The following is a 26704-nucleotide window of genomic DNA, read 5'->3' as shown; positions in this document are numbered from 1 at the left end:
TGGGCCGCACTCCCCCGCACGGGGGCCCGAGTTTCCGGATGGTGCCGGTGCTGACACCTGTCCTGTCGCGCCCAAGCGCCGGCACCGTCCGGATTACCTCCCCATTCTTTCTTTCAACAAACTGTTGACGTCGCGTTCACGCCGAAATTAGGCTGTTCCGCATGACGGAAGACGCTTTCCGTCAGCAGTTACCCGTACGGAAGGTCACCATGTCGAAGCGCACGCTGACGACCGAGTCCGGCGCCCCGGTCGCCGACAACCAGAACTCCGCCACCGCCGGCGTCGGTGGCCCTCTCCTGATCCAGGACCAGCAGCTCCTCGAGAAGCTCGCCCGCTTCAACCGTGAGCGCATCCCGGAGCGTGTGGTGCACGCCCGCGGCTCGGCCGCGTACGGCTACTTCGAGGTGACCGACGACGTCACCGCCTACACCTCGGCCAAGTTCCTCTCCGAGGTCGGCAAGAAGACCGAGACCTTCCTGCGGTTCTCCACCGTGGCCGACTCCCTCGGTGGCGCGGACGCCGTCCGCGACCCGCGCGGCTTCGCGCTGAAGTTCTACACCGAGGACGGCAACTACGACCTCGTCGGCAACAACACCCCGGTGTTCTTCATCAAGGACCCGATCAAGTTCCCCGACTTCATCCACTCCCAGAAGCGCGACCCCTTCACGGGCAAGCAGGAGCCGGACAACGTCTGGGACTTCTGGGCGCACGCCCCCGAGGCGACGCACCAGATCACCTGGCTGATGGGTGACCGCGGCATCCCGGCGTCCTACCGCCACATGAACGGCTACGGCTCCCACACCTACCAGTGGACCAACGCCCAGGGCGAGGCCTTCTTCGTCAAGTACCACTTCAAGACGAACCAGGGCATCCGCTGCCTGTCGGCCGAGCAGGCCGCCGAGCTCGTCGGCAAGGACGCGAACTCGCACCAGACCGACCTGCTCCAAGCCATCGAGCGCGGCGTGAACCCGAGCTGGACCCTCTACGTCCAGATCATGCCGGCCGCCGAGGCCGCGGACTACCGCTTCAACCCGTTCGACCTCACCAAGGTGTGGCCGCACGCCGACTACCCGCTGCAGCGCGTGGGCCGCCTGGTCCTCGACCGCAACCCGGACAACGTCTTCGCCGAGGTCGAGCAGTCCGCCTTCTCCCCGAACAACTTCGTCCCGGGCATCACCGCCTCGCCGGACAAGATGCTCCAGGGCCGCCTGTTCGCGTACGCCGACGCCCAGCGCTACCGCCTCGGTGTGAACCACACCCAGCTGCCGGTCAACGCCCCGAAGGCGACGAAGGCCGACAACTACGGCCGCGACGGCGTCATGGCGCTGCGCAACGGCTCGCGCCACGACAAGAACTACGAGCCCAACTCGTACCAGGGCCCGGCCGAGACCGGCATCGCCCTGGGCGCCCCGAAGGCCGTCTCCGGCTACACGGGCACCCACGAGGCCCCGGCCCACACCAAGGACGACGACTTCTTCCAGGCCGGCGAGCTCTACCGCCTGATGTCGGAGGCCGAGAAGCAGCGTCTGGTGGCGAACATCGCCGGCGGCCTGTCGCAGGTCACCCTTGAGGACGTCATCGAGAAGAACCTGGCTCACTTCCACGCTGCGGACGCCGACTACGGCAAGCGCGTCGAGGAGGCCGTGCGCGCCCTGCGCGACGCCTGAGCCCCACAGATGTACCGGGGGCCTGACGGGAGGTCAGGCCCCGGGTGCTGAGCCCGCGCCGCGGACCCGGATGAGGGGTGGTACGTGGTGAGGGCAGGACGAGGACCGTGGCGAGCGTGCGAGCCAGTGCGGTGGTAATGGGTTCCGAGGCCCGTCTCTTGACCTGAGGGAGACGACGCCGGAGTTCTCGTCGCCCGCCCGCCACGGTCCCAGCCACTCCTCTATATAGGGGCCACGCACAGAGTCCCCTATATAGAGGAGAACAACTCCTCCCCCAGTCTCCGCCCGGCGGTGCGAACGTCCTGTCGCGCCAGCCTCGCTCCGTCGGGCGGTAACAACCAGAGCGCCGAGTCACGGACGGTCCCGTGACTCGGCGCTTTGCCGTTGCCGCTCTCGCGGCGCGGGCCGGCCATCGCCCCCTCGAGGGGCCGGGGGCTGGGCGGTGGCTGCCCACCCGCCTCCCGGGGTGCGGGTGGGTGGGTTGGGGGCGGTGTGCCGCTGGGCGGTGACCGGACACCGGGACGGGGGTGGGGGTGGTCGGGACCTGACTCAGCGGTCTCGGGGATGGGTTGGGGCTTTCCCGTCAGTCTCATCGTCCTTCCGCGTCGGGCCGCCCTGTCAAGGGCGCTCCTTCGTCGCGTCGCTTCGCGATCGCCTGCGGCGACCCTTGACAGGGCGTCCCGCCACGGAAAAACGAAGACTGCCGGGAAACCCCCAAAAGGACGGCACGGTCCATCGATGGACATACGCGGGATCAGCGACCAGGCGAGGTGGTCGGGGGCCGCCTCGCCAAGCATCCGGGCCGACGAGCCGGTGAATCGGGGCCGCGATCCGCGACAGATCGCTACGCGCTCCTCTGATTTCGGCGTCCGCGACCCGTCTGGGGCCGCTGCCCGCACCAAAAGCCGACAGAATCGTCATCCGGGGCCGGGGGGGCGCATCAAATCGCTACGCGCTCCCCTCTTTTCGGCGCCCGGCGGCCGCCTGGGGTCGCTGCCTGCACGAAATGCTGATGAGAAGGCCATCAGGAGACCCCAGGCGCGACAAATCGCTACGCGCTCCTCAAATCTCGGCGGCCACCGGCCGTCTTGGGCCGGGATGCTCTGCGGACCGGCTTTTGGCGCCGTCACCAGCCACAGACGGCCGCCGGACGCCGGGATCTCGGCAGCACGTAGCGATCTGACGCGCCCGCAAGCCTGGATGCTGCTCTGTTCGTCATTTGGTGCAGGTATCAGCCCAAGGCGACCGCCGGACGCCGAAATGAGAGAAGCGCGTAGCGATCTGGCGCGCCTGGCGGCTTCGTATGCCAATTCCGTCGGCTTTTGGTGCGGGCAGCGGACCCAGACGGGTCGCGGACGCCGAAATCAGAGGAGCGCGTAGCGATTTGATGCGCCCACGGGCCCCGGATGACGATTCCGTCGTCGTTTGCAGCGGGCAGCGGCCCCAGGCGGCTGGTAGACGCTGAGATGAGAGAAGCGCGTAGCGATCTGGCGCGAATCGCGGCCCCGTTTGACTCTCCTGTCTGCCCGGATGCTTGGCGAGGCGGCCCCCGACGACCCCGAAGGGTCGCTGAGTCCGCCGCATGGCCCATGAACATCCGTCCCGTTCCTTGGGGGTTTCCCGGCAGTCTTCGGCATTTCGCGGCGGGACGGCCTGTCAAGGGTCGCCGCAGGCGATCGCGAAGCGACGCGACGAAGGAGCGCCCTTGACAGGGCGGCCCGCCGCGGAAGGACGATGAGACTGACGGGAAAGCCCCAACCCCTCTCTGAGACCGCCGAGTGAAACCCCGACCACCCCCGCCCCGTCCGGCTGGCCAGCCACCGCCCGGCGGGACGCCCCCCGGCCCACCCACCCGCACCCGGGGAGGCGGGTGGGCGGCCACCGCCCAGCCCCCGGCCCCTCGAGGGGGCGATGGCGGCCCCGCACGACCCCGCACAACGCCGAAGCGGCCCCCGGCCCTCCCGGAGGAGGAGCGGGGGCCGCTGCGTGCGTGCGAGGGCGATCAGACCTGGAGGGGCTTGATCGCGGTCGGGGCGTGGCCCGGCTCGGTCGCGAGCTCCTCGAACTCGGTGACGTCGCTCATGTCGACCGTCTTGCTCATCGCGATGTTGGTGACGCGCTCCAGGATGGCCTCGACGACGACCGGGACCTGGAACTCCTGCGCCAGCTTCTTGGCCTCCTCGAAGGCCTCGCCCAGCTTGTCCGGGTCGGTGACGCGGATGGCCTTGACGCCCAGGCCCTCGGCGACCTTGACGTGGTCGACGCCGTAGACGCCGATCTCCGGGGTGTTGATGTTCTCGAACTCGAGGTTGACCTCGAAGTTGATGCCGAGGCCGCCCTGCGCCTGGCGGATCAGGCCCAGGTAGGCGTTGTTCACGAGGACGTGGACGTAGGGGACCTTGTGCTGGGCGGCGACCGCCAGCTCCTCGATCATGAACTGGAAGTCGTAGTCGCCGGAGAGGGCGACGACCGGGGTCTCGGGCTGCGCGGTGGCGGCGCCGATGGCGGCCGGGATGGTCCAGCCGAGCGGGCCGGCCTGGCCGCAGTTGACCCAGTGGCGCGGCTTGTAGACGTGCAGGAACTGCGCGGCCGCGATCTGGGAGAGGCCGATGGTGGTGACGTAGCGGGTCTCCGGGCCGAACGCCTTGTTCATCTCCTCGTAGACGCGCTGCGGCTTCAGGGGGATGTTGTCGAAGTGCGTGCGGCGCTGCAGGGTGGCCTTGCGCTCCTGCGCGGAGGCCGCCCAGGCGGAGAAGTCCGGCAGCTTGCCCTCGGCCTTGAGCTCCTTGGCGACCTCGATGAAGAGCTCGAGGGCGACCTTGGCGTCGGAGGCGATGCCGAAGTCCGGGGCGAAGATCTTGCCCAGCTGGGTGGGCTCGATGTCGACGTGGACGAACTTGCGGCCCTTGGTGTAGGCCTCCAGGTTGTAGCCGGTGTGACGGTTGGCCCAGCGGTTGCCGATGCCGATGACGGTGTCCGACTCCAGGAAGGTCGCGTTGCCGTAGCGGTGCGCGGTCTGCACGCCGACCATGCCGGCGGCCAGCTCGTGGTCGTCCGGGATGGTGCCCCAGCCCATCAGGGTGGAGATGACCGGGATGTTCGTCAGCTCGGCGAACTCGACCAGCAGGTCGGAGGCGTCGGCGTTGATGATGCCGCCACCGGCGACGATCAGCGGACGCTCGGCCTCGAGCAGGAAGCTCAGGGCCTTCTCGGCCTGGGCGCGGCTGGCCTGCGGCTTGTAGACCGGCAGCGGGGTGTAGGTCTCGGGGTCGAACTCGATCTCGGTCAGCTGGACGTCGATCGGCAGGTCGATGAGGACCGGGCCGGGACGGCCGGAGCGCATCAGGTGGAAGGCCTGCTGGAAGACGCCGGGGACCTGCGCGGCCTCCAGGACCGTGGTGGCGGCCTTGGTGACGGGCTTGGCGATCGAGGCGATGTCGACGGCCTGGAAGTCCTCCTTGTGGAGCTTCGAGACCGGGGCCTGGCCGGTGATGCACAGGATCGGGATGGAGTCCGCGATCGCGGAGTACAGGCCGGTGATCATGTCGGTGCCGGCCGGGCCCGAGGTACCGATGCAGACGCCGATGTTGCCCGCCTTGGCACGGGTGTAGCCCTCGGCCATGTGCGAGGCGCCCTCGACGTGACGGGCCAGCGTGTGCGCGATTCCGCCCACGTTCTTGAGCTCGCGGTAGAACGGGTTGATCGCGGCACCGGGCACGCCGAACGCCTGCTCGACACCCTCGAGCTTGAGGATCTCAACGGCGGCAGCGGCGGCTGTCATACGAGGCATCAGGTTCTCCTGCGGGTCTGGCGGTCAGACTTTTTCCGGCATCCGGAATTTATGTTCTGCTATACGAAACAAGCTAAGCGTCGGCTTCCCGCACGTCAAGGCGCCGGGGCACCTCGGAACCCACCAAAAGCCGCATCTCTTTCGGTGAGTTGCACAAATGCCCGGGCCCACGGGGTGAAACGGCGGGATTCGGCGGGCTCGCTCGCCCCGGCGGTAGCCGGTGGTGGAGCATGGACCCACGCACAGCGACGGAGAGGGTCCAAGGCTCATGGCGGAAGCGGTACCGGTGCGCTGCCCGGCGTGCCAGCGCGAGAACGGTTACATCTCCCCGGTCTTCCCGTGCGCCTGCGGGAGTCCGGTCACCCCGCCGCTGGACCTGGCGGCGACGCCCGTGCCGCTGACCCACCGCACCTGGCAGGGCGGCTGGGTGGCGGTGCGGTGCGGGGCCTGCGGGCGGGAGAGCGAGTGGCCGCACCCGGAGGTCGGCTGCGGGTCGTGCGGGACGGTGGTGCTGGTGCCCGTACGGCCGCCCGAACCCGCGGAACCCGCGAGGCCCCCGGCGGGGGCGGCGGGCGCGGGGGCCGCGGCCGGGGCGGAGCCCGGCGCGCCGGACGCGGGCAGTGCGGGGAGCGGCGTACGGCCGGACGAGAGGCCACCCGGACGGGCGGCCGGGCCCGCCTCCCGCTCCCCCGGCCAGGGCGCGGCGGCCGCGCCCCGGGGTCCCGCCTCGCGGCCGCCGTTCCGGCCCGTGACCATCCGTACCGCCCGGGACGCGGTGGCGACGGCCGCGCTCTACCTGCGCTGGCTCGGGTTCCGGGACGTCCGCCAGCCCGACGGGGTGCCGATCCCCTCCGCGGCGGTGGACCTGCGGGCGCCCGGGGTGGTGGCCCAGGTGGACCCGACGACGGCTCCGGCCGGGCTGCGGGCGGTGGAGTGCGTGTGGCTGAACGGTCTGACGGCGTCGGCGACCAGCGTGTACTTCGCCCTGGCGGGCTATACGGAGGAGGCCCGCGGGCGCGCGGACGACCTGGGGATACCGCTGTTCGTCATGGACCTCACGGGCATGCCGCAGCCGGTCAACGACCCGGCGGACGCACTCGTCGGGCGGGGGGCCTAGGCTCGGAGGCTGTTCGCACGTGTTGTTCGATCATGTTGCCTGCCTGCCGCCGGCCTGCCTGCCCGCCGGCCTGCATCCATGCCGAGCCGAGGAGAGCCCGATGAGCCTGTACGACATCCCGCTGACCACCCTGGACGACGAGCCCACCAGCCTGGCGGCCCACCGCGGCAAGGCCGTCCTGCTGGTGAACACCGCCTCGCAGTGCGGGCTCACCCCCCAGTACTCCGGTCTGGCCCGCCTGCAGTTCAAGTACGAGGAGAAGGGGTTCACCGTCATCGGTGTGCCCTGCAACCAGTTCGGCGGCCAGGAGCCGGGCACCGCGGAGGACATCCAGACCTTCTGCGCGGCCGGCTTCGGGGTGACCTTCCCGATGCTGGAGAAGACCGAGGTGAACGGCGAGAACCGGCACCCGCTGTACCAGGAGCTGGTGAAGACCGCGGACGCCGACGGTGAGGCCGGGGACATCCAGTGGAACTTCGAGAAGTTCCTGATCTCCCCGGCCGGCGAGGTCGTGGCGCGCTTCCGCCCCCGCACCGAGCCGGAGGCCCCGGAGGTCATCGCCGCGATCGAGGCGCAGCTGCCGGCCTGACCCGTTTCCGTCCGGGCGCCCCGGACGGGGCGGGTGCCCGGACGGGACGGACGCCCGTTTCCGTCCGGGCGCCCGAGGGACCTCACCCCGCCAGATCGGCCTCGTCGTACTCCTGGGCGGAACCGGCGGCCGTGAGGTCCCGCAGCTCCACCCGGCGGATCTTCCCGGACACGGTCTTGGGGAGCTCGGCGAACTCGATGCGCCGGATCCGCTTGTACGGGGAGAGCACCGCCCGGGAGTGCTCGAACAGCAGCCGCGCGGTCTCCTCCCCGGCCTCCCAGCCGGCGGCGAGGGTGATGTACGCCTTCGGGACGGCGAGCCGCAGCGCGTCCGGGGCCGGGACGACGGCCGCCTCGGCGACCGCCTCGTGCTCGAGCAGGGCGCTCTCCAGCTCGAAGGGGCTGATCTTGTAGTCGGAGGCCTTGAAGACGTCGTCGGCCCGGCCCACGTAGGTGAGGTAGCCGTCGGCGTCGCGGGAGGCGATGTCCCCGGTGCGGTACAGCCCGTCCGCCATGGCCTCGGCGGTCCGCTCGGGGTCGTCGCGGTAGCCGGTCATCACCCCGGCGGGGCGGGTGCGCAGGTCCACGCACAGCTCCCCCTCGTCGGGGGACTCCTTGCCGGTGACGGGGTCCAGCAGGACGATCTCGTACCCGGGCGCGGGGCGGCCCATCGAGCCGGGCTTGACGGGGACGCCGGGGAAGTTGCCCACCTGGAGGGTGGTCTCGGTCTGGCCGAACCCGTCGCGGATGGTGATGCCCCAGGCCTCCTTGACCCGTTCGATGACCTCCGGGTTCAGGGGTTCACCGGCGGCGACGGCCTCGCGCGGGGGGCGCTGGAGGGCGGTCAGGTCGGACTGGATCAGCATCCGCCAGACGGTGGGCGGGGCGCAGAAGGTGGTGACCCCGGCGCGGTCCATCTCGGCCATCAGCCGCTGCGGGTCGAAGCGGGTGTAGTTGTGGACGAAGACGGTGGCGCCGGCGTTCCAGGGGGCGAAGAGGTTGGACCAGGCGTGCTTGGCCCAGCCGGGCGAGGCGATGTTGAGGTGTACGTCGCCGGGGCGCAGACCGAGCCAGTACATGGTGGAGAGGTGCCCGACGGGGTACGAGGCGTGGGTGTGCTCGACGAGCTTGGGGCGGGCTGTGGTGCCCGAGGTGAAATAGAGCATCAGCGGGTCGGAGGCGAGGGTAGTGCCGTCGGGGCGGAAGCCGCTGTCGGCCCCGTCCATGTCCGCGAGCCGCAGCCAGCCGGCCGGGACGCCGTCACCGGCGGCGATCCGCGTGTAGTCGCCCGGCACCTCGTCGAACTTCGGGGTGTCCGCCACGCGCGCGATCACGTGGCGCACACGGCCGCGCTCGATCCGGTCGCGCAGGTCGGCGGGGCCGAGGAGCGGGGTGGCGGGGATGACCACGGCGCGCAGCTTCATCGCGCCGAGCATCACCTCCCACAGCTCGCGCTGGTTGCCGAGCATGACCAGGATCCGGTCACCGGCCGCGACACCCTGCCCGCGCAGCCAGGTCGCGGCGGATCCGGACCGCAGCCGCATCTCGTCGAAGGTGACGGTTTCGGTGGTCCCGTCCTCCTCCACGATCCGCAGCGCGTCGGCCCCGTTGCCCTCGGCGAGGCGGTCGAACCAGTCGAACGCCCAGTTGAAGCGCTCGGGGCGGGGCCAGGTGAATCCAGCGCGGGCGGCCTCGTACTGCCCGCGGTGGGCGAGCAGGAAGTCCCGTGCGGCCAGGAAGCTGTCGGTGGCGCTGTTCTCCGTCATGGTCATGGGAGGCATCGTGCCGCGCCGGACGGGCCCTCCACCAGGGCGGCGTCAGCCTCGGATTGACCCGAACCGCACCGTCCCGGGCCCGTGGCCCATCCCGGCGAGCATCGCCTCCCCCTCGGCCGCGATCTGCTCCTTCACACCCCCGGCCACTTCCCGGAACAGCTCGACGGTGACGACCGCCTCCGTACGCGCCCACACGCCTGCGAGAAACCCGTCGACCAGCACGACGCACCGGCTCTGGTTCCCGCTCGCGTTCAGTCCCTTGAACTCGGGAGGGACGACGCGGGTCCGGTCGGCGTGGGAGAGCAGCAGGTTGTCGAACTCGGGCAGGAAGCGGGGCGGCGCCGGGGTGTCGGCGTCGGGGCGGGGCGCGTCGGGCAGGTCGAACAGCTCGGTCTCGTTCTCGTCACGGAAGGTGACCAGGCGCGGCCGCAGCCGCTCGAAGGCCTCGCGGAGCCGGGTGATCCCGGCCCAGGTCTGCATGTCCTTCACGGAGGCGGGCCCGAAGGCCCCGAGGTACCGCAGCACGACCTCCCCGATGCCGGACCCTTCCCCGGCGCCGCTCGCGCCGCCCGCCCACGCCTCGAGGGTCGTCAACCGCACCTGCCCGCTACGGCCCCACACCCCGCGCGGGGTGACCTGCACGAGCGGCAGCAGGCACCGGGCGGCCACGGACAGCGACTGCGGATCGGCCCCGGGCCACGCGCGCAGCAGCTCCTCGCGGATCTCGGCCATGGTCCGCGGCTCCTCCTCGACGAACCCCCGGGCCCGCTCGGCGAGCACCTTCAGGTCGACTCCGGCCAGCCCCTTCCGGAAGTACTGCACCTCCCGGTCCCGGGACCCCTGCACCAGGGGTCTCAGGATCCGGGCGTCATCCACGGTATGGGTGTGAATGGTGGACCGCATGGTCACCATCCGCACCACCTCCCGCTCCTCCATCAGCCGCCCCAGCTCCTCGGGCCGGAACCCGGCGAGGCGGGCGTGCAACTGGAAGTAGGGCGGCTTGACGTTCTGCGCCTGCAGCCCGACCAGGTGCGCGACGGCATCACGCGCCGGCATCTCGGCGCGGCTCAGCAGCAGCTGGCGGGCGAGCGTGGCACGGTTCAGAGCGCGGGTGCCGAGTACGGAACTCGTAACGGAGGCCATACCCGCAACCTAACCCCCCTTGCGGACACCCCCTGTCCGCAACGTCCGTCCGTCCCACCCCTCCCGGAGCTGTGATGCCGGAGCGCCCAGACCACCGCCCCAACCCAGCGAAGCGCACGCCCTGGCTCCGGCCGCCCGGCCACACCCCCGCATCCCCGTCGCCGCCCCCGGCCCCCCTCCCCCCGGACCACCGCAGCGTGATCGACTCGGCCGTCTACCGCGAGGGCCGCCGCGTCGCCTCCCCCACCACCCTCGCCGAGACCTTCCGCCGGCTCCGCGAAGAACCCGACGGCATGGCCTGGATCGGCCTGCACCGCCCGACGGAACCCGAACTCCACTCCCTGGCCGCCGAGTTCAACCTCCACCCGCTCTCGATCGAAGACGCCCTGGAGGCCCACCAGCGCCCCAAGCTGGAACGCTACGGCGACACCCTCTTCGTGGTCCTGCGCGCGGCCCGCTACCTGGACGCCCAGGAGGAGGTCGACTTCGGCGAACTCCACGTCTTCGTCGGACCCGACTTCCTGATCACGGTCCGCCACGGCGCCGCCCCCGACCTCTCCACGGTCCGCCGGCGCATGGAGGAATCCCCGGAACTCCTCTCCCTGGGCCCGGAAGCCGCCCTGTACGCCATCCTCGACGCGGTGGTGGACGGCTACGCCCCGGTCGTGGCGGGCGTCCAGAACGACATGGACGAGATCGAGACGGAGGTCTTCCGCGGCGACCCCGAAGTCTCCCGCCGCATCTACGAACTCTCCCGGGAAATGGTCGAGTTCCAACGCGCCACCCGCCCCCTGGTCGGCATGCTCCACGCCCTGATGGCGGGCTTCGCCAAGTACGGCACGGACGAGGAACTCCAGCGCTACCTCCGCGACGTCGCGGACCACGTCACCCACACCAGCGAACGCGTGGACGGCTTCCGCCAGGCCCTGACGGAAATCCTCACGGTCAACGCCACCCGGGTCTCCCAACAACAGAACGCCGAAATGCGCGCCTTGGCGGAAGCGGGCTTCGAACAGAACGAGGAGATCAAGAAGATCTCCTCGTGGGCCGCCATCCTGTTTGCACCCACACTCGTGGGAACCATCTACGGCATGAACTTCGAAGACATGCCGGAGTTGAAGTGGGCCGGCGGCTACCCCTTCGCGATCCTCCTGATGGCAGTGGTCTGCGTCAGCCTGTACGTCATCTTCAAGAGGCGCGACTGGCTGTAGCGATCCACCGCACGAGCTTGATCGACTTAGCGCAAGCGAACCATGGATCACGCCCTCAGAGGCCCCGTGGGGAGAATCTGGGGAGAATGCGCAACTCCGCGAAGCCGGGGCCATCGCGCCCTCATCTGACGTTCTACGCGGTGCGTTCTGGCCAGCAGCTCACGCCGCTTCGCTGTCTGGGCCGCTGAATGTTCCATGCCGCCGGGCGCCGCACCCGCCGAGTTATCGAGGCACCCAGGGACATCCAGCCAATCGGGACCTTGGCCGTCTGTGACGCTCCTCAGCCCTCCGGATCTGGAGAGACCCCACGGCGGCGGACGGTACGGGCTCTAACTGCAAGACACGGAACGGACCGCCTAGCATCCTTCTGTGACGATCGAGATAGAGACGGACCTGCTCTTGGTCTGGCTGCGCGCGGAGTCCGGCGGCGACACCCAAGCCCTGGTGGACGCGGAACCTTTCTGGCATCCCGTCGGCGATGCTCGCCTGGTCACCCTCATCGACTACCTCAAAGCCGTCGGCATGGTGCACAACACCGAGCTTTATGCCTCCGGAACGGCCTGCTCCCTCACCGCCCGTGGGCTGGCCGTGGCCGACCGGCTCATTGCAGAACGAGACAACCCCCGCATGAGGTTCGACCGTGCCCTCAACGGGCTTGTCGCAGCCGGCATGGACAACTACCCATCGGGTCGCGTGGAGGCGATCGACTTCCTGCTCTCCAAGCACATGGCCGTACTGGACGAAATCCTGGAGGTTGCTGAGGTCTTCCGGGCTGTCGAGTACCTCGAGGCGAACAAGATCCTGACGGTCGACCAGACACCTCAAACCATTCGAGCCTTCACCCTGACCGCTCTCGGCATCGAGTGCGGGTTCAAAGATCCCATCTCTGTGAGGAAGTTCTTGAACGAGCAGCAACGACCCGGTATCCACAACGAGTGGAACATCACCGTCAACGGGGGCGCGCCCCAGATGGGCCAAGACAACACCCAGAACAACGTCTTCGGCTACGACCCCCAGCAGCTCGCGCTGTTCGCGCGCGAGGTTCTGGCCGCCGCGCAGTCCGCAGAAATGTCGGAGGAGGTCCGCGCCGTAGTCGTCGCCGATGCGGAGGCTCTGGCAGCAGAACTCGCCATGGGCGCACCAGAGCCCGGGCGGGTTCGACAGCTCACGGAGAGGGTGCTGCAGAGCGCCAGGACCAATCTGCCCGCCCTTGGCTGGACAGGAGTTGCCCAGTTGGTTTCAGCGAGCCTTGGCATTCCACTGTTCTGAGCCATCTCCAACACTGTGCGAGACGTCCGCCAGCGTTAGAGAGCCCATGCGCTGAGTCCTGGACGCCACAACGGGTGGCACAGCAGGTGCTGTGCCACCCGTTTTCTCATTCAAGCGTGACATTCTCGGGAACATACTCAGGGATCACGCCGATCAGCGCATCAACGGCTGCACGCCCCTTGCCGCCGGCCTCGGGCATGAAGTGGGCGTAGTGGTCGAGGGTGATGGTCGGGCTGGAGTGGCCAAGCCACCGGGCCAGGGTGACCACGGACTCGCCCGCCTCGAGGATCACGGAGGCGTAGGTGTGCCGGAGGACGTGGAAGCCGTCCTTGCGGGACGCCTTCCAGCGCTGGCCCTTCTCCCGCACGGGGATCACTCCGGCCTGCGCGAGGGCGGGCTTCCACACCTCGTCGTTGAAGATGTTGGCGCGGATGGCGTTGCCGTAGGTCGTGGTCAGGACCAGCGGAAAGGCTCGTCTCTCCCGATCCGGTTCCGGGCCGCCCCACGGCAACTCGACCTCGACGGCCGGGTGCTGCAGGAAGTGTGCGCGCAACTCGGCGGCCACCGACGGCGGCATGTCGACGATCCGGGTCTTCCCGCCCTTGGGGAGGGTGAAGTACAGGCGCCCGTACAGGAGCTGGACCTGTCGACGGACACGGATGAGGCCGCGCTCGAAGTCGACATCCGCGGGCGACAGCCCGAAGACCTCCCCCTGGCGCAGCCCGCACCCGAGGGCGACGACGACGGCGATCCGGTACCGCTGGTTGATGACGTCCCGTACCCGCTGCGCGGTCTCCAGCAGCCATGCCTCCCGCTGGTCCTCAGGAGCCTTGGGCCAGCGCACCGACTTGGCGCGCATCGGATTGCGGACCAGACGCTTGTCGTCGATCGCCGTCTCGAAGACGTTCGAGAGGGTGGTGAGGATCTGCCGGGCGTAGCGCGGTGCGCACTCGCCTTCGAGCGTGGCGATGTAGCCGCGCAGGACGGAGGCAGAAACATCCCGCAGCGCCACCTCGCCGATGTGCGGAAGGACGTGGAGGCGCACGCGCTCGTCGACCCGCTTGACCGTGCCCGGTGCTCCACGGACGCCCGCCTGCCAGTGGTGCCTGACGTAGTCGGCGATGGTGATGGAGCCGTCGCGCGGATCGACGAACTCGCCCCGCTCGCTGTCGGTGCCGGCCCTGCGGAGCCACGCCTTGGCGTCCTCCAGGGTGTCGAACGACATGCCGCGGACACCGGGGATACCCGCGACCCGGTAGCGACTCCCCTTTCCGTACCGGGCGGTGCGCTCGCGCTTGCCGGTGACGGGGTCCTTCTTCTTGTTGATCCAGCGGTCTTCGATGTAGCCGGCCAAGTGTTTCCTTGCAGGTAGGGGTCGGGAGGGGCGGCCGGGAGGCGTCAGACGGTTGCCAAGTAGGCGGCGCGCCGCTGCGGTGCGGCGCTCACCGGGTTGAGGGCGGGGTTGGATCGGGAATCCGCCTGCTCCTGCTCGCGTATCCAGGCATCGAGCGCATCGATCCGGTACGTCACTCGCCCGCGGGCACCCATGCGGAAACTCGGCGGACCCTGGCGCCGGTGACGCCATACGTAGAGCATCTTGGGCGAAATACCGAGATATTCAGCCGCGTCCTGCACCCCGAGAAACGCGCGACTGATGGGCGGACGGTGACGGAATTCGGCAGCACTGACGGAGGAGACCGGGTCGACAGGAGACAAGTGAGAATCCTTAAGGCAGACGAAGGGAATGAAAGCGCCCCGCCACCATGGGCGGCGAAGACGTACGGGACCACCAATAGTCCGGAGAATCCCCGGTTTCGGAAATCGGGGATCGTCGGCTATATTTCGCCCACCCCGGCGGGAGCCGGGTGGATCGGCACCGTCGCCAGCAAGATCTGCGGAGGGGTTCCGAGGGCGGCAGCGATGGCGACGAGGTCGTCGATGTCGCAGCGCCGGACCGTGCGTTCGATACGTGAGAGCGCGGTGAACGTCATGGGGCGACCGAGTGCGGTGACGCGGGCAGCGAGCTGGCGCTGGGAGTAGCCACGGGCGACGCGGGTGCGTTCGATGGCGTGGGCGGCGGCCCGTCCGGCGGGTCCGATTTCAAGGGGGCGTGGCGGCATTGCTGTGTTGTAGCTTGCGCGCCCGAGCCTTCGGAAGGCTTTCCTGTCTGCTGTGAGCGATGCCAGCAGAATTTGGGGGAGATTTCGGCGACCGGGATTTCAGGTCTACCCTGCAGCCGGAAAATCTTTCAGGAGTCCTAGAACCAGCCCTGGACTTCCGGGGCAGGGGTGTGGCTGTGTTGTCCACGCATCACTGCCCCACTGTCTCCACGCCCCCAATTTCGAAAGGCGGTCGGTCCTCATCGCCCGTATCCGCACCATCAAGCCCGAGGCCTTCGCCTCCGAGTCCCTGGCGGCCGTGTCCCTGACAGCCGAGCGGACCTTCTTCGGCCTGCTCACCCAAGCCGACGACAGGGGCCGCATCCGTGACCAGGCCGCCGTCATCGCCGGACAGCTGTGGTCGCTGCGCCGCGAGCACGGCCCGGTGGAGGTCGAGGACGACCTGACGCAGCTCGACGCTGTCGGCCTGATCTGCCGCTACGAGGGCGAGGACGGAAGGCAGTACCTGCACATCGTCGCCTTCGGCCGCCACCAGAAGATCAACCGCCCCAGCGCCAGCAGGATCTCGGACTGCCCGCACCACGACCTCGGCCTTCCCCGTGAGACCTCACTGCCCATGCGCGGAGCAGTCGCTGAGGCTTCCGTGAAAGGTCCGGGAGAAGACACGGAGCCCACCATGAGCCGAGACTCTGCAGGTCAGGGGCGATTCAGTGAGTCGTCAGCGCGTGCTCAGGGAGGGCTCGTAAAGGCCGCGGTGAACCCTCAGCGTCCGGATCTAGGACCTAGGAACAGGGAACTAGGAACTACCCCGTTGGGGGTCGCGAGCGCCCCCGCGCCCCAGACCGTCTCGGCGAAGGACCTCGTCACCGAGTACGCCGCGGCCTGCGAACACCGTCCGCCCGCGAGCGTGCTCGGTCAACTCGGACGGGAAGCCGCGAAGCTCCTGGCCGAGGGCATCGACCCCGCCCACGTACGAGCCGGTCTGGACCGCCACCGTGCCAAGGGCCTTCACCCGAAGACCCTGGCCAGTGTCGTGCACGAGGTCATGAACGCGGGGACGCCCACGACCGCCGTCACCCACCGTCCCTGGACCAACCCCACCGACGTCGCCGCTGCCTACGGGGGTGCGCTCTGACCGCCACCACCCTGCCCCAGCCCTCCGGTCAGGCCGTCCGGGCCGTGGCGGGCATCCTGGCCCGCCGGGGCATGGACCCCGTCATCGGCTCGGAGGAACCGGAGCCCACGCCCGAGCCTGTCAGCGCACTGGAACTGGCCGACGCCCGGATCCCCCCGCGATACCGGCATGCCCTCGCCGATCACCCCCAAGTCACCGCCTGGGTGGACGAGATCGCGCGTGCCGGACGCCCTGGCCCGAGCGGTACGCGGGGCATAGCAGAGGGCCCGTCGCTGCTGATCGCAGGTCCCACGGGCACCGGCAAGACCCACCAGGCCTACGGGGCCGTCCGCGCGCTGCTCGCTGCTGGCGTCCGCCTGCGCTGGGAGGCGGTCACAGCCGCCGACCTGTACGCCCGCCTGAGGCCCCGCCCCGGCCTCGACGCGGAACGTGAGCTGCGCACCTTGGCCCGCTGCCCGCTGCTGCTCCTGGACGACCTCGGCGCCGCCAAGGGCAGCGAGTGGACGGAGGAGCTGACCTACCGGCTGATCAACCACCGGTACGAGTACCTGCGCCCCACCCTGCTCACGACCAACCTCCCCATCCCCGAGCTCCGCACCGCCCTCGGCGACCGTGTCGCTTCCCGCCTCTCCGAGATGACCCGCCGGGTCGTCCTCGACGGCGCCGACCGCCGCCGCACCTCCCCTGCCGCTTGAACGCGCCAACCCCTTGGAGCACCACCCGCTTGACCACCACCTCCCACCGCACCCAGACGGCTGAGCGGTACGCCCTGGCCGTCGCAGGCTGCGTCATCGTCGCGCTCACCGCAGCAGGATTCTGGCTCTCCTACGCCCATCTCGCCGAAGTCGCGGGGCAGCACGGCCTCAGCGCTTCCCCAGCCCGCCAGTGGGCGTGGCCCGCCACGCTCGACGCCTTCATCGTCGCCGGGGAAGTACTCATGCTCCGGGCCAGCCTCCGCCGGGAAACCGACGGGTGGGCGATCGCCCTCACCGCTGCCGGATCACTGGGCTCCATCGCCCTCAACGTCGCCGGCGTCAGCAGCACCAACGGCGCCCCGGCCCCGGCCCTCGACTACGTCGTCGCCGCCGTGCCTCCAGCAGCCGCGCTCTTCGCCTTCGGCGTCCTCATGCGGCAGATCCACCGCCATGTCGCCGCCGACGAGTCCCACCACAACCGCTGTCCGGCAGGCGAGCCCGCAGCGCATCCCGCGGGCCTGGACCGTCCCGGCGCGCACCCCGCCACGGAGCAGCTCCCCTACCCAGAAGGGCCCGTGGACCCTCACAGCCCTCCACGCGAGGGTGGCCGCCTCGCTCCGGCTGACGCCCTACGGGACGGATCAGGCGATGTGGCGGAAGAGGCCGATCAAGTGGCGGAAGCCCACGTCCCGCCGAAGAAGCGCACCGGTCGCAAGCCCGCCGCCACCGACGACGAACTCCGCGCCATCGCCCGCACCGCCCCGCTCGGACGCGATGGACGCGCGTCAAGCCGCCACATCGAGACGGCTGTCCGCGCACGTGGCCTCTCCATCGGCAGGGACCGCCGGGACAAGATCACCCGCCAGGTCCAGGTCGAACTCGACAGCGGCAGGGCGGACGCCGCGTGAGCCCCGTCCGAAGTCAGGCTGCTCACCCGCGCATCCGTCGCGGGGCGAGCTGACGTTCGTACGCCCCATCCCCACAGCACCGAAGCCGTTCCAGCCCGACCAACAGGAGACACGCTCTTGCACGACGCCTCCACAACCACGAGTCCCCACGACCACCAGCAGGCGGCCCCTATCCAAGCCCGAGACGGAGCAAGTTATCGGCCAAGACGCTCTTCCCCGTCGGGGGAGAGAGCATCTCGGCCGATCCCGCCCCTGGAGTGGCGGGATCGGACCGGAGCCAGGGGGCACCGGTCCACCAGGCAGCGACCGAGGACGGATCGCAGCCGAGGGAAGAGCAGCAGCCTGCGTGCGAAGCCGCGTCACCTCCGCTACCCCGCCAAAGCGCGTGCACGACGACGCACCGCAGGGACGACCAGCGCTCCAAGGTGTGCAGCGTCTGTCTGCCCGACGACGAGCACGCGCTCGTCGCGACCGCCGCCAGGGCCGTCGGCGTCACCGTCGCCGGCTTCTTCGCCCGAGCCACCCACAAGGCGGTCTCCGGCCTCAGGATCGCCCTGCAGATGTACTGCCATCACACCTGAGCGCGCGGAGCATGGTGGTGTACACCGGGGCGTCGGGGAACGGCTGCTGGTCACCGATGTGTTGGTACCCCCACCCCTCATAGAGGGCCTTCACCTTCGGGTGTCCGGGCTCGACGAGCAGCGTGACGCGTTCCTCGGTGCGGCCGGCCAGAAGTTCCTCGTGGATGCGGTGCGCCAAGCCCGTGCCCCTCCAGGGAGCACGGACCATGATCTCGAAGAGGGCGAGGGTGCGGGTGCCGTCCTCGGTCGTGTCCGCCTCCGGGAGGGGCTGGAGCATGTGGGCCCACCAGCCGGTGTTCTGGGGCAGGGCCGCGGCGTAGGCGTAGCCGGCGGCCTCGCCACCGTCATAGGCGACCACGGCCTCCCAGGACGGGCGGGAGGAGTGGCCGGTGAGCCGGCCCTCGAAGCGGTCGACGGAGAAGAACGGGTCCTCGCCGATCTCCTTCTCGTACACCTCGGCGTACACGCCGACCAGGGTGGGGCGGATGGTGGGCAGCTGGTCGGTGCCGTAGCGGTGAAGGGTGATCTCCGGGGCGGGCATGGTGCTCCTTGTCGCGTGACGGTTCAGGCAGTGCGGGCGCGGTCGTTCCACTGGCGGGTGACGGCGGACTTGGGGGCCGCCTGATTGAGTGCGGAGGTGAAGCTGCCCAGGAGGTGGGGGACCCGGCCTGAGTCGGCGCTGGTCGGGGCGATGACGCGGGTGGCAGTGGCCACGGCCTGCTCGACATCACCCTGCGCGACCTGCGCGAGGGCCGCCTGGGACAGGTAGTAGGCGCGGTTGCGGTGCTGGTCGTCGCGGAGGTCCGCGATGCACCGGTGCGCATGGAACTCAGCCTTCTCCGCCTCGCCTAGCCGGTAATGGGTGATGCCGGTCAGGCCGTGGAGTTCGCCCCGGGTGTAGAAGGCGACGGAGGACGGACGGGCCTCGGCGGGATCGGCCCGGTCGTAGGCACCGTGGGCCCGGTCCAGGGCGCGGAGCGCCCGGGTCTTGTCACCGAGGCTGGCGGCGGTCAGGGCGATGCGGGAGTGGGTCAGCGAGGCGTAGAGGGGGTCGGCGCGGTGCGCCCGGGTGCCGGTGCAGGCTTCGGCCGCGGCAAGGGCGTCGGCGTACCGGCCGCGCTGTCCGGCGAGCATGGCGGCATACCGCCAGGTCTGGTGCTGGACCTGTCCGTCTCCGGAAAGCCCTGCGAGGGTGACGGACTGCTCCAGGTAGCGCTGGGCCTCCCCCAGCCGTCGGGCGTCGATGGCCGAGAACATGGCGAAGGCCGTGAAGGAGGCGGCGACGGCGTAGAGCCGGGAGCGGACACGCTGGCTGGCGGAGCCGTGCTGCTGGAGGCTGATCGTACGGGCGGCGAGGTCGGCGGCGCGCTTCTCCAGAACGGGGCCGCCGCCGTTCTGGTCGTCCAGGAGCCACAGTTCGGCCACCAGACCGCGCAGGCGGTCGACATCGGAGTGCCCGACGGTGGGTCGGGTGGCTGCGGTCGCGGTGCCGGTGGACACGGCGACCGCCGCGCCGGTGGCTACGGAGATGAAGCTTCGACGGCCAAGCACAGGGTCCTCCAGTCGTGCTGAGGGCGTTGCGGGGCGGGGGCGGGCGCGAGGCACGAACCCCAGGTCGGTCGCGGGAAGCCCGGAGACGACCTCCAGGGCCTGCCACTGGCGGTCCTGTGGCGAGCGGTTCTCTCCCGACAGCCACCGGTAGACCGTCCGTTCGGTGACGGCGCCGCGGTGGCCGGTGAGGTCCGCCATCGCGTCGTTGACCTGCTCGGCAAGAGCGCCCGCGCTGAGCCCGTGTTCCTTCATCCAGGTCTCTAATTCCGCGTTCCGCTTCCGCACCATGCAGTCACGGTAGAGGTGGGGCCGCCATACGAGGTAGCGCAGGTCGGGACTTTTCGTCAGTGGTCACGCGAGTAGCTGCGAGCGGATTCGTCATGTCCAACACGGCTCGGACACGGGTTACTTGTCCACACAGCCGAACCGGCAGCAGGCGGATGGGAGCGGAATCGTGACCGTACTCGCGCACGAAGTGGCGACAGCCCCGGTCGAGGTGCCCACGGTCACCTCCGCCAACCAGAAGACCGTGATCGCCTCCGCGGCTGCCGCCGTCGCCGGGGACGTCGAGGCCGCCCTCACTCTCGCCGACCACCACCCGGCCGGGGAGGCATCCGTACGGCTGCGGGAGCGGCTGCGCGAGCACGTCCACACCCTCGCGGTGCCCGCCGAACGGTACGCGGCCCTGCTGCCGGAGAGCCGGGACAAGGACATCGCGGTCGGCACCGTGCGGTTCGCCCGCAAGGTCGCCCGGGATTGCGGGAGCGATCCGGCGATAGCGCTGCGGCTGCTGGCCAAGTCGGTGGCCCACCTCGCCCGGAACACGGACCTCCTGCGGCTTGTCTGAACCGCTTCCGGCGCCGGTCTGCCTGGGGCGTCGGCGCCGGAAGCCCTCCACCTGCCCGGCCGCGGCAGGTGACTGCAGCACCTCGCCGACACCGGTGAGGCGGTCGGCTCCCCCCAAATACGGGCGAGGAGTCGGCCACCATGCCCCGGCCCTGCCGGCCAGTCCCGTCGAACCTCGCCCTGGAGGCACCCGCGTGTACGCGATCGGCATGTGCGTCGATGCCCGCTACCTCTTGCCCGCCCTGGTCACGCTCGGGTCGGTCGCCGACCACCTGCCGGTGGCCGACCGCCGCGAGAGCGCGGTACGGGTACTGACCAACGGCCTGTCCGCAGGGCAGGCCGCCGTGATGGAGTCCTTCGCCCGCCGCTGCGGGTTCGGCTCGTTCGACCTGCGCTGGCAGGCTCCGCCGTCCGAGAGCGTCATGGCGGACACCGCCTACATCTCGGTCGCCACCTACCTGAGGTTCGGGTTCACCCCCGGCTTCCTCGACCGGCCGTTCCTGATCTACGTGGACGCAGACGTCCACGTGCGCGGCGACCTCTCCGCGCCCCTGGACGGACTGCCGGCGGACCGGATCGGCGCCGTGCAGGACGAGTTCAACCCGGCCGTCGGGCAGTGCCCGGCACTGCCGGGGGTCGCCGAGCGCTGGCCCCACCTGGTCGGGCGCACCTACTTCAACGCCGGGATGCTGTGGGTCCCCGCTCCGATGCTCGCCCCCATGCGGGCCGGGGTGCAGCGGGCTCTGCTCGGCGGGCGGCGGTACATCAAGCACAACGACCAGTGCGCCCTGAACCTTTGGTTGCTGTCCTCCGGGGCCGCGCACCCGGTCGGGCCGGTGTTCAACCGGTTCGAGGTGGATCGGTTCCTCGAGCGGGGGGACTGGGTCCGTCGGGTCCTCCGCCGCCCGGTTACCCGCCGGGATGGGCACGTGGTGCACTTCGTCGGGGGCCACAAGCCGTGGTTGCGCTCGTGCCCCGGCACGGAGGACGTGCGTGCCTACCGGCAGCAGTTGCACCGCACGCTGCGGCACGTGGCCGGGGCGGGTGCACTGTGACTGGCGGCACGGTTCTGGCAGTAGATAGGGCCTGCACGGAACTGGTCGGGTCGGCTCCGGCCGAGACGGTCCGCGTCCGCAACGGACCAAAGACGGCTGTCTATCGGGTCCGACTCGTCGACGGCTGCCGGGTGGTGGTCAAGTTGTTCGCGGCCGACGGCTCCCACGGCGCTGTCGACGAGGCCCGCCTCCTGGCCGCCGTCGCCGCCGCCGGGCGGGTGCGGGTGCCGGCCGTGATCGGGTACGGGCCGGTTCCCGGCCTGGCCGTCTCCGCTCTGGTCACCGCCGACGCCGGAATGAGCACCTTGGGGGATGCCGTCCGGGCCGGGAAGATGCCGCGTCCGGCGGCACTGCTGAGGCTCGCCCTGCTGATGGCCGCCTTCCATACCGTCAAGGCCCCGCCCGACGTCCCCCTGGCGCCAGGCATCGGCCAGCAGGTCAGCGCTCTGGCCGCCCACTGCCCCAAACAGGTCTTCGTCCGGCTCGCGCCCGCCCTGGAGGTCATCGCGGCCGGGGCACGCCTGGAGCGACTCGTGTGGTGCCACGGAGACCTCCACCTGGAGAACATGGTCTGCGGAGGCGACCGACGGCTCATCGTCGGCGAACACGGCCGGCCCCGCCTCCCCGACTGCCTCGTGGACTTCGAGGCCACGACCGTGGAGGTCCCCGAGTACGACCTCGCCCAGACCCTCGTGACCTGCGACGCTCTGGAGCCGTCCGACCGGGTGTTCGTTGCCGCTGCCTACGGACGACCCGTCGACCCCCGGCTCTTGGACGCGTACGTGGCCTTCCAGGCCGTACGCGGCTGGACCTACGCCGCCCACCGGGAGGGCCGCGACCGCGACGCCTGGGCCGCCCGCCTGCATCTTGCCCTGTCCCCGCAATCAGGAAGGACCGTGCTGTGACCGATCCCGATCTGTCGGTGATCATTCCCGCCTACAACGAGGCCAAGTACCTGCCCCGCTACTTGCCCACCGTCTTCGCGTCCCTCCGCGCCTGGGAAGCCACCTCCGGCCTCCTGGGGGAGGTGATCGTGGTGAACAACGCCTCCACCGACGACACCGCGACCGTCGCGAAGGCACTGGGGGCCAGGGCGGTGACGGAGCGGGTCCGCAGCATCGGCCTGGCCCGGAACACCGGAGCCCGCGAGGCCGAGGGCCGGATGCTGTTCTTCGTCGATGCCGACGTGGCCCTGCCGCTGGAGGGGATCACGGCCGCCGTCGCCGCGATGGACGCCGGGGCCGTCGGCGGGGCGATCCCACCGCTCTACACCCCCACCCGGTTCGGGGCCCGTCTGCTGTGCGCCTACTGGGACCACCACCGCGCCCGCCACGGTGGCGCCCAAGGCGTCAATCAGTTCTGCACCCGGGACGCTTTCAAGGCAGTACACGGCTACCGCCCCGACTACTTCATGAGCGAGGACATGGAGTTCTTCGCCCGCCTGACCGCCTACGGCCGCCGCACGGGCGGGCCGGTCGCGGTCCTCGACGACCTCCGCGTGCGGCCCTCCACCCGCCGCTACGACGCCTGGTCCACGGCCCGGATGCTTTGGTGGCAGAACCCCGTGGTCGTCCGCCTCGGCCTGACCTCGCCCCGCTTCTGGCGCAACTGGTACGCCACCACCGTCCGATGATCGGAGAACCCCAGGTGACCCGCCTTCCCCTGCCGGACGCTGACGGCATCTACACCTTCCCCACCGACCTCCTGACCGCGCACCGGGCCTGGATGGACTCCCTGACCGGGGCGAAGGAGATCATGACGCTGACGGCGCCGCTGACCCTCGCGCCGTACTGGATCGAGCCGCGCAAGCCGTCCGGGCGGCCGGTGGTCGTCATCGAACCCCACCACGACGACTTCGTCCTGTCCGCCTCCGGAACCTTCCTCGCCCGTCCCCGACCGCTGACCGTGGTCACCGTCTTCACCCGCTCCCGCAGCGTCCATCCCTCCCTCGAGAACACCTACAACGGCGTGGAGACGGTCTCCGGACTCCGCGACCGCGAAGCCGCCCAGTCCCTGTTGCCCCTCGGGGCGGCCCGGGTCGGCCTGGGGCACAAGGACGCCGAGAAGCCCTATCGGGCACCCGAGCCCGCCCAGGTGGACCGAATCACCTCCGAACTCGCCGAGGTGCTGGACGGGATGGACGACGCAGAACTGCTCGCCCCGGCCGCCGTCACTCGCCACCCGGACCATCTCGCCGTCCACGAGGCGGCGCGCCGCCTGGGCTGCCGTTGGTTCTGGGAAGACGCCGCCTTCTGGTCCACGTACGGATTGTCCGGATGCGACCGGCAGCTGTTCCGACAGCGGGTACGCGATGTCTTCGAACCGAAGCTGGAGGACATCACGGCCACCGTCCTGGACAAGGTGACCCTGCTACACATGCACGGCTCGCAGATGCACCCCGCACGGAAGATGTACCGGCCGATCCGGCACGCCCACACCGTCGCCTCCAACCTGCTGCCCGACCCGGACGGCCGTCCGCGGGGCCAGTTCGCGGAACGCTTCTACCGACTCGGGGGGTCGTGATGATCCTCGGCCTGGAAGGCCCCTCGTACGGGGGCAAGACCTCTGCCCTGGGGCGGCTACGCCGGGTGCCGGCGATGCAGGACGCGTTGTTCTTCTCCTGCTACGTGAAGTCGTTCGCGTGCCGCGAGGACATCCCCACCCCCTCCACCCGGTCGGCAGACGAGCAGGTGAAGGCGTTTATGACGTTCATGGAGATCGAGGGCAACCGCGTGGACGCAGCTCGCCGCCACGGCGGGCTGGTCGTCCTGGACCGGACCGTCGACACCTTCCTCGCCCACGCTCACGCCATGGACGAGATCTACGGCTTCAACGTCCTGCCCGAACTGACCCGCCGGGCCGAGGAGATGCCGCACCTGAGGCCGGACCGCACCCTGTACCTGGACGTGATGCCCGAGCTCCTACACCTGCGGCGCAAGGCGGCCGGACACCACGAGGTCGAGCCCGAGTACTTCCTCCACGACCCCGCCTTCCTCACGCACTTCCGCGACTACTTCTGCCGCCCGGCCCACCGCCCGGCGACTGCGGAGTTGGCCATCGCCTCCGGGGACGGCGACCGGCAGGAGACGGCCGCCGTGGTGCAAGCCCTCTTCACGTACTGGGCGGGTGTCCGGTGACCGGCCCGACGGTGGTGTTCGTATGGCGGCGGACCCCGCCACCGCTACTGATCGGGGGCGCGGAGGTCTCCCAGCAGCTCCTGGCGGAAGAGTTCGTCCGGGCCGGCTGGCGTGTCGTCTACCTCGGCAGCCATGAGGCCCCCTGGAACGGGTCCGCCCAGATCGGCCACCTGCGCGCCCACCTCCGGGCCCACGGAACCGTGTGGGAGGAGGCCTGCGGGGAGGTCCGCTACCAGTGGAACGGCGTCTCGTGCCGGGCCGTGCCGCAGGACAGGGTGGAAGCGACCCTGAAGGGCCTCCTGACCGAGGCCCGGCCGGATCTGGTGGTGACCTCGCAGGAACGGGCGGCCGACTTGGCCGCCCTTGCCCGCCGGTCCTCGCGGGTTGCCGGATGGCTGCACTCGGTCTCGGCCAACAGCATGGGCGTCCTGCATGGCCGACCGCACGTCGCCCTCGCCACGTCGAAGTTCGTCGCGGGACGGGCCCAGGCCCACGCCGACACGAAGGCGGTCGTCTTCTACCCGCCATTCGTGCCGGCCGAACGTGCCGGGCCCCTCCTCGCCGCGGGGCGCGGCACAGCCGGCCGCGTCCCCGGCGGCGTGCTGATGGTCAATCCCATCCCAGCCAAGGGCGCGGCCCTCCTGCACCAGCTGATTCGCCGGTTGCCCACCCTCCGGTTCACCCTCGTTGAGGGCTGGTGGGACACAGCCGGCGAGTTCACCGCGTACCCGAACGTGCACTGGGTGCCCCGCACCTACGCCATGGGCCCGATCTACGCCGCGAACGACCTGCTGCTCGTGCCCTCCCAGGTCGAAGACGCCTTCCCCCGGGTGATCGTGGAAGCCGGGCTCCACGGCGTCCCCACGATCGGCTCGTCACGCGGCGGCATTCCCGAGGCGGTCGGGGACGGCGGAGTGATCCTCCACCCCGACGACGTGGACGGCTGGGTACAGGCGATCGAGTCGGCCGCCCGGACCGGCCTCGGCGCGAAGGCCCGCGCCGGGGCAGCGCCGCTGGTCCGGCCGTGCCTGCCCGAGCTGGCTGCCGCCGGACTCATCCCGGCGGCAGCAGCCGCTGGCTAACGGGCCGCGTAGGCGGCCTGCACCTCGTCGGCGCGGTCGGTCCACCAGTTCAGCAGTGCCTCGTCCGTCAGGAACATCTCGCCGAAGGCGGGGTCCTGGCGGTCGAGGTAGAACTCCAGCTGCCAGAAGTCGGTCAGCCGCTTCCACCACAGCCGCTTCACCGCGTCGGCGAGGTCGCCCTCGGACAGATCGATCACGGACCGGTATCCGGAGCAGAACGCGGCAACACGGTCGAGGTCGAAGGCACCACCGACCCCGAACTGCACCTGCGCGGTCCGCGCGACCTCCTCCCCGTACGGACGAACACCTAGCCGGTCCCAGTCCAGGACCGCCACCACCCGGCCGTCGCGACGCAGCAGGTTGCGGTACTGGAAATCGCCGTGCGTCCACCCGTAGGGCCCGGCCGGCACCTCGCCTTCCGGCCGGGCATCGGCGTACCGCGCGAGGAGGCGGCGCCGGTCGTGCAGGGCCTCGGCGGCGGCCTTGTCGAAGTCCGTCACCGGAGCGGACGGCAAGCGGCTCAGGAGGGCAGCAGCCGCACGGTCGGCCTCGGTCACATCGCGGACCTTCGCCACCGGCGCCTGCTCCGGGACTGGGCCGGGACCATGCCGCCGCAAGCCCTCGTGGAGGCGGCCCAGCAGAGCACCGAGATCGCGCACCTGGTCGAGCGGGAGATCCGTCCCTTGAAGGTGCTCGCCGTCCACCCACGGCAGGACGCAGTAGCCGTGACCACCGACCTCCGCCACCAGGTCACCGTTGGCCGCGCTCAGCGGCGCCGGCACCGGGATGCCCTCACGGGCCAGGTCCACGAGGACCGCGAGGTTCCTGCGAACCTTCGCCAGAGGAACGTCGGTGATCTCCTTGAGCGCGTACACCCCGGTAGCAGTCACGAGCCGCCAGTTCCGGTTCATCAGGCCGTGGGCAAGGAACCGCCGATCACTCACCGCGCCCAGTCCGAACGCGTCGGACAGGCCGGGCAGCACTGCCGTCAGAGCATTTTCTCGTGTCGTATCCGTCACCTCCAGCACGGTACG

The 26704-nt window shown here is 70.3% G+C and carries 25 protein-coding genes; 16 read left to right on the top strand and 9 right to left on the bottom strand.

The window, feature by feature from the left end; translation table 11 throughout:
• The first annotated feature begins 209 nt into the window (after window positions 1–209).
• The gene (locus B4U46_RS28040; protein ID WP_079430419.1) at window positions 210–1667 is read left to right on the top strand and encodes a catalase; all 1458 of its coding nucleotides are present in this window, start codon (window positions 210–212) and stop codon (window positions 1665–1667) included.
• A gap of 2002 nt (window positions 1668–3669) precedes the next feature.
• Here B4U46_RS28040 and gcl read toward each other — a convergent pair.
• Window positions 3670–5457, bottom strand: a complete 1788-nt coding sequence (gcl, locus tag B4U46_RS28035; protein WP_079430418.1) for a glyoxylate carboligase — start codon at window positions 5455–5457, stop codon at window positions 3670–3672.
• A 268-nt stretch (window positions 5458–5725) separates the two neighbouring features.
• On the opposite strand from gcl, the gene B4U46_RS28030 reads away from it, so the two are divergent.
• Together B4U46_RS28030 and B4U46_RS28025 are read left to right on the top strand one after the other, a co-directional pair.
• Window positions 5726–6574 carry a hypothetical protein gene (locus tag B4U46_RS28030; protein ID WP_079430417.1) on the top strand — a complete coding sequence of 283 codons (849 nt, stop codon included), beginning with the start codon at window positions 5726–5728 and terminating at the stop codon, window positions 6572–6574.
• Between the two features lie 100 nt (window positions 6575–6674).
• Complete coding sequence (locus tag B4U46_RS28025) at window positions 6675–7163, top strand: glutathione peroxidase (RefSeq protein WP_079430416.1); 489 nt, start codon at window positions 6675–6677, stop codon at window positions 7161–7163.
• Window positions 7164–7245: 82 nt separating this feature from the next.
• Here the strand turns inward: B4U46_RS28025 and B4U46_RS28020 are convergent, their stop codons facing one another.
• Together B4U46_RS28020 and B4U46_RS28015 are read right to left on the bottom strand one after the other, a co-directional pair.
• On the bottom strand, window positions 7246–8928 hold the full coding sequence (locus B4U46_RS28020; RefSeq protein ID WP_079432028.1) for an AMP-binding protein: 1683 nt from the start codon (window positions 8926–8928) through the stop codon (window positions 7246–7248).
• A 51-nt stretch (window positions 8929–8979) separates the two neighbouring features.
• Window positions 8980–10080, bottom strand: coding sequence for a winged helix DNA-binding domain-containing protein (locus B4U46_RS28015; RefSeq protein ID WP_079430415.1), 1101 nt, complete (start codon window positions 10078–10080; stop codon window positions 8980–8982).
• Window positions 10081–10154: 74 nt separating this feature from the next.
• Between B4U46_RS28015 and B4U46_RS28010 the strand changes: the two genes are divergently transcribed.
• Together B4U46_RS28010 and B4U46_RS28005 are read left to right on the top strand one after the other, a co-directional pair.
• Window positions 10155–11291: a magnesium and cobalt transport protein CorA gene (locus B4U46_RS28010; protein ID WP_079430414.1), complete on the top strand. Its 1137-nt coding sequence runs from the start codon at window positions 10155–10157 to the stop codon at window positions 11289–11291.
• A 369-nt stretch (window positions 11292–11660) separates the two neighbouring features.
• On the top strand, window positions 11661–12560 hold the full coding sequence (locus B4U46_RS28005) for a hypothetical protein (RefSeq protein ID WP_079430413.1): 900 nt from the start codon (window positions 11661–11663) through the stop codon (window positions 12558–12560).
• A 106-nt stretch (window positions 12561–12666) separates the two neighbouring features.
• Here B4U46_RS28005 and B4U46_RS28000 read toward each other — a convergent pair whose 3' ends face one another.
• The 3 genes from B4U46_RS28000 to B4U46_RS27990 all read right to left on the bottom strand — a co-directional run bounded on the left by B4U46_RS28000 (window position 12667) and on the right by B4U46_RS27990 (window position 14680).
• A complete protein-coding gene (locus B4U46_RS28000) occupies window positions 12667–13914 on the bottom strand; it encodes a tyrosine-type recombinase/integrase (RefSeq protein ID WP_079430412.1) in 1248 nt (415 codons plus the stop codon).
• A 44-nt stretch (window positions 13915–13958) separates the two neighbouring features.
• A complete protein-coding gene (locus tag B4U46_RS27995) occupies window positions 13959–14276 on the bottom strand; it encodes a helix-turn-helix transcriptional regulator (RefSeq protein ID WP_079430411.1) in 318 nt (105 codons plus the stop codon).
• 119 nt (window positions 14277–14395) lie between these two features.
• Complete coding sequence (locus B4U46_RS27990; RefSeq protein ID WP_079430410.1) at window positions 14396–14680, bottom strand: helix-turn-helix domain-containing protein; 285 nt, start codon at window positions 14678–14680, stop codon at window positions 14396–14398.
• 241 nt (window positions 14681–14921) lie between these two features.
• Between B4U46_RS27990 and B4U46_RS27985 the strand changes: the two genes are divergently transcribed.
• The 4 genes from B4U46_RS27985 to B4U46_RS37570 all read left to right on the top strand — a co-directional run bounded on the left by B4U46_RS27985 (window position 14922) and on the right by B4U46_RS37570 (window position 17999).
• The gene (locus tag B4U46_RS27985) at window positions 14922–15815 is read left to right on the top strand and encodes a hypothetical protein (RefSeq protein WP_079432027.1); all 894 of its coding nucleotides are present in this window, start codon (window positions 14922–14924) and stop codon (window positions 15813–15815) included.
• Between the two features lie 71 nt (window positions 15816–15886).
• Complete coding sequence (locus tag B4U46_RS27980; RefSeq protein ID WP_079432026.1) at window positions 15887–16510, top strand: ATP-binding protein; 624 nt, start codon at window positions 15887–15889, stop codon at window positions 16508–16510.
• Between the two features lie 29 nt (window positions 16511–16539).
• Complete coding sequence (locus B4U46_RS27975) at window positions 16540–17418, top strand: DUF2637 domain-containing protein (RefSeq protein WP_107438328.1); 879 nt, start codon at window positions 16540–16542, stop codon at window positions 17416–17418.
• 425 nt (window positions 17419–17843) lie between these two features.
• A complete protein-coding gene (locus B4U46_RS37570) occupies window positions 17844–17999 on the top strand; it encodes a hypothetical protein (RefSeq protein ID WP_159402127.1) in 156 nt (51 codons plus the stop codon).
• On the opposite strand, the gene B4U46_RS27970 is transcribed toward B4U46_RS37570, so the two are convergent.
• Window positions 17962–18540 (bottom strand): GNAT family N-acetyltransferase, encoded by a 579-nt coding sequence (locus B4U46_RS27970; protein WP_079430408.1) that lies wholly within the window; start codon window positions 18538–18540, stop codon window positions 17962–17964. The genes B4U46_RS37570 and B4U46_RS27970 overlap by 38 nt on opposite strands.
• Window positions 18541–18563: 23 nt before the next feature.
• The gene (locus tag B4U46_RS40195; RefSeq protein WP_123995250.1) at window positions 18564–19838 is read right to left on the bottom strand and encodes a Tat pathway signal protein; all 1275 of its coding nucleotides are present in this window, start codon (window positions 19836–19838) and stop codon (window positions 18564–18566) included.
• Between the two features lie 166 nt (window positions 19839–20004).
• Here B4U46_RS40195 and B4U46_RS27960 point away from each other — a divergent pair, with 166 nt between their 5' ends.
• From B4U46_RS27960 to B4U46_RS27930, 7 genes are all read left to right on the top strand, one after another.
• A complete protein-coding gene (locus B4U46_RS27960) occupies window positions 20005–20397 on the top strand; it encodes a hypothetical protein (protein WP_079430406.1) in 393 nt (130 codons plus the stop codon).
• A gap of 193 nt (window positions 20398–20590) precedes the next feature.
• Window positions 20591–21451: a glycosyltransferase family 8 protein gene (locus B4U46_RS27955; protein ID WP_079430405.1), complete on the top strand. Its 861-nt coding sequence runs from the start codon at window positions 20591–20593 to the stop codon at window positions 21449–21451.
• Window positions 21355–22356, top strand: a complete 1002-nt coding sequence (locus B4U46_RS27950; protein ID WP_079430404.1) for a phosphotransferase family protein — start codon at window positions 21355–21357, stop codon at window positions 22354–22356. Before B4U46_RS27955 ends, B4U46_RS27950 begins: the two co-directional genes overlap by 97 nt.
• On the top strand, window positions 22353–23084 hold the full coding sequence (locus B4U46_RS27945) for a glycosyltransferase (RefSeq protein ID WP_079430403.1): 732 nt from the start codon (window positions 22353–22355) through the stop codon (window positions 23082–23084). The genes B4U46_RS27950 and B4U46_RS27945 overlap by 4 nt, the downstream gene beginning before the upstream one ends.
• Window positions 23081–23974: a PIG-L deacetylase family protein gene (locus B4U46_RS27940; RefSeq protein WP_208949820.1), complete on the top strand. Its 894-nt coding sequence runs from the start codon at window positions 23081–23083 to the stop codon at window positions 23972–23974. The genes B4U46_RS27945 and B4U46_RS27940 overlap by 4 nt, the downstream gene beginning before the upstream one ends.
• A complete protein-coding gene (locus tag B4U46_RS27935; RefSeq protein ID WP_123995251.1) occupies window positions 23974–24588 on the top strand; it encodes a hypothetical protein in 615 nt (204 codons plus the stop codon). Before B4U46_RS27940 ends, B4U46_RS27935 begins: the two co-directional genes overlap by 1 nt.
• The gene (locus B4U46_RS27930) at window positions 24585–25670 is read left to right on the top strand and encodes a glycosyltransferase (RefSeq protein WP_079430401.1); all 1086 of its coding nucleotides are present in this window, start codon (window positions 24585–24587) and stop codon (window positions 25668–25670) included. Before B4U46_RS27935 ends, B4U46_RS27930 begins: the two co-directional genes overlap by 4 nt.
• Here the strand turns inward: B4U46_RS27930 and B4U46_RS27925 are convergent.
• Window positions 25667–26698, bottom strand: a complete 1032-nt coding sequence (locus B4U46_RS27925) for a phosphotransferase (RefSeq protein ID WP_398908195.1) — start codon at window positions 26696–26698, stop codon at window positions 25667–25669. The two genes, B4U46_RS27930 and B4U46_RS27925, sit on opposite strands and share 4 nt — an antisense overlap.
• Window positions 26699–26704 lie beyond the last annotated feature (6 nt).

The sequence above is a fragment of the Streptomyces katrae genome, assembly GCF_002028425.1.
Lineage (GTDB): Bacteria > Actinomycetota > Actinomycetes > Streptomycetales > Streptomycetaceae > Streptomyces > Streptomyces katrae_A.
The sequence above is the reverse complement of the archived record's forward strand: the minus strand, read 5'-3'. Positions and strand labels throughout refer to the sequence as shown.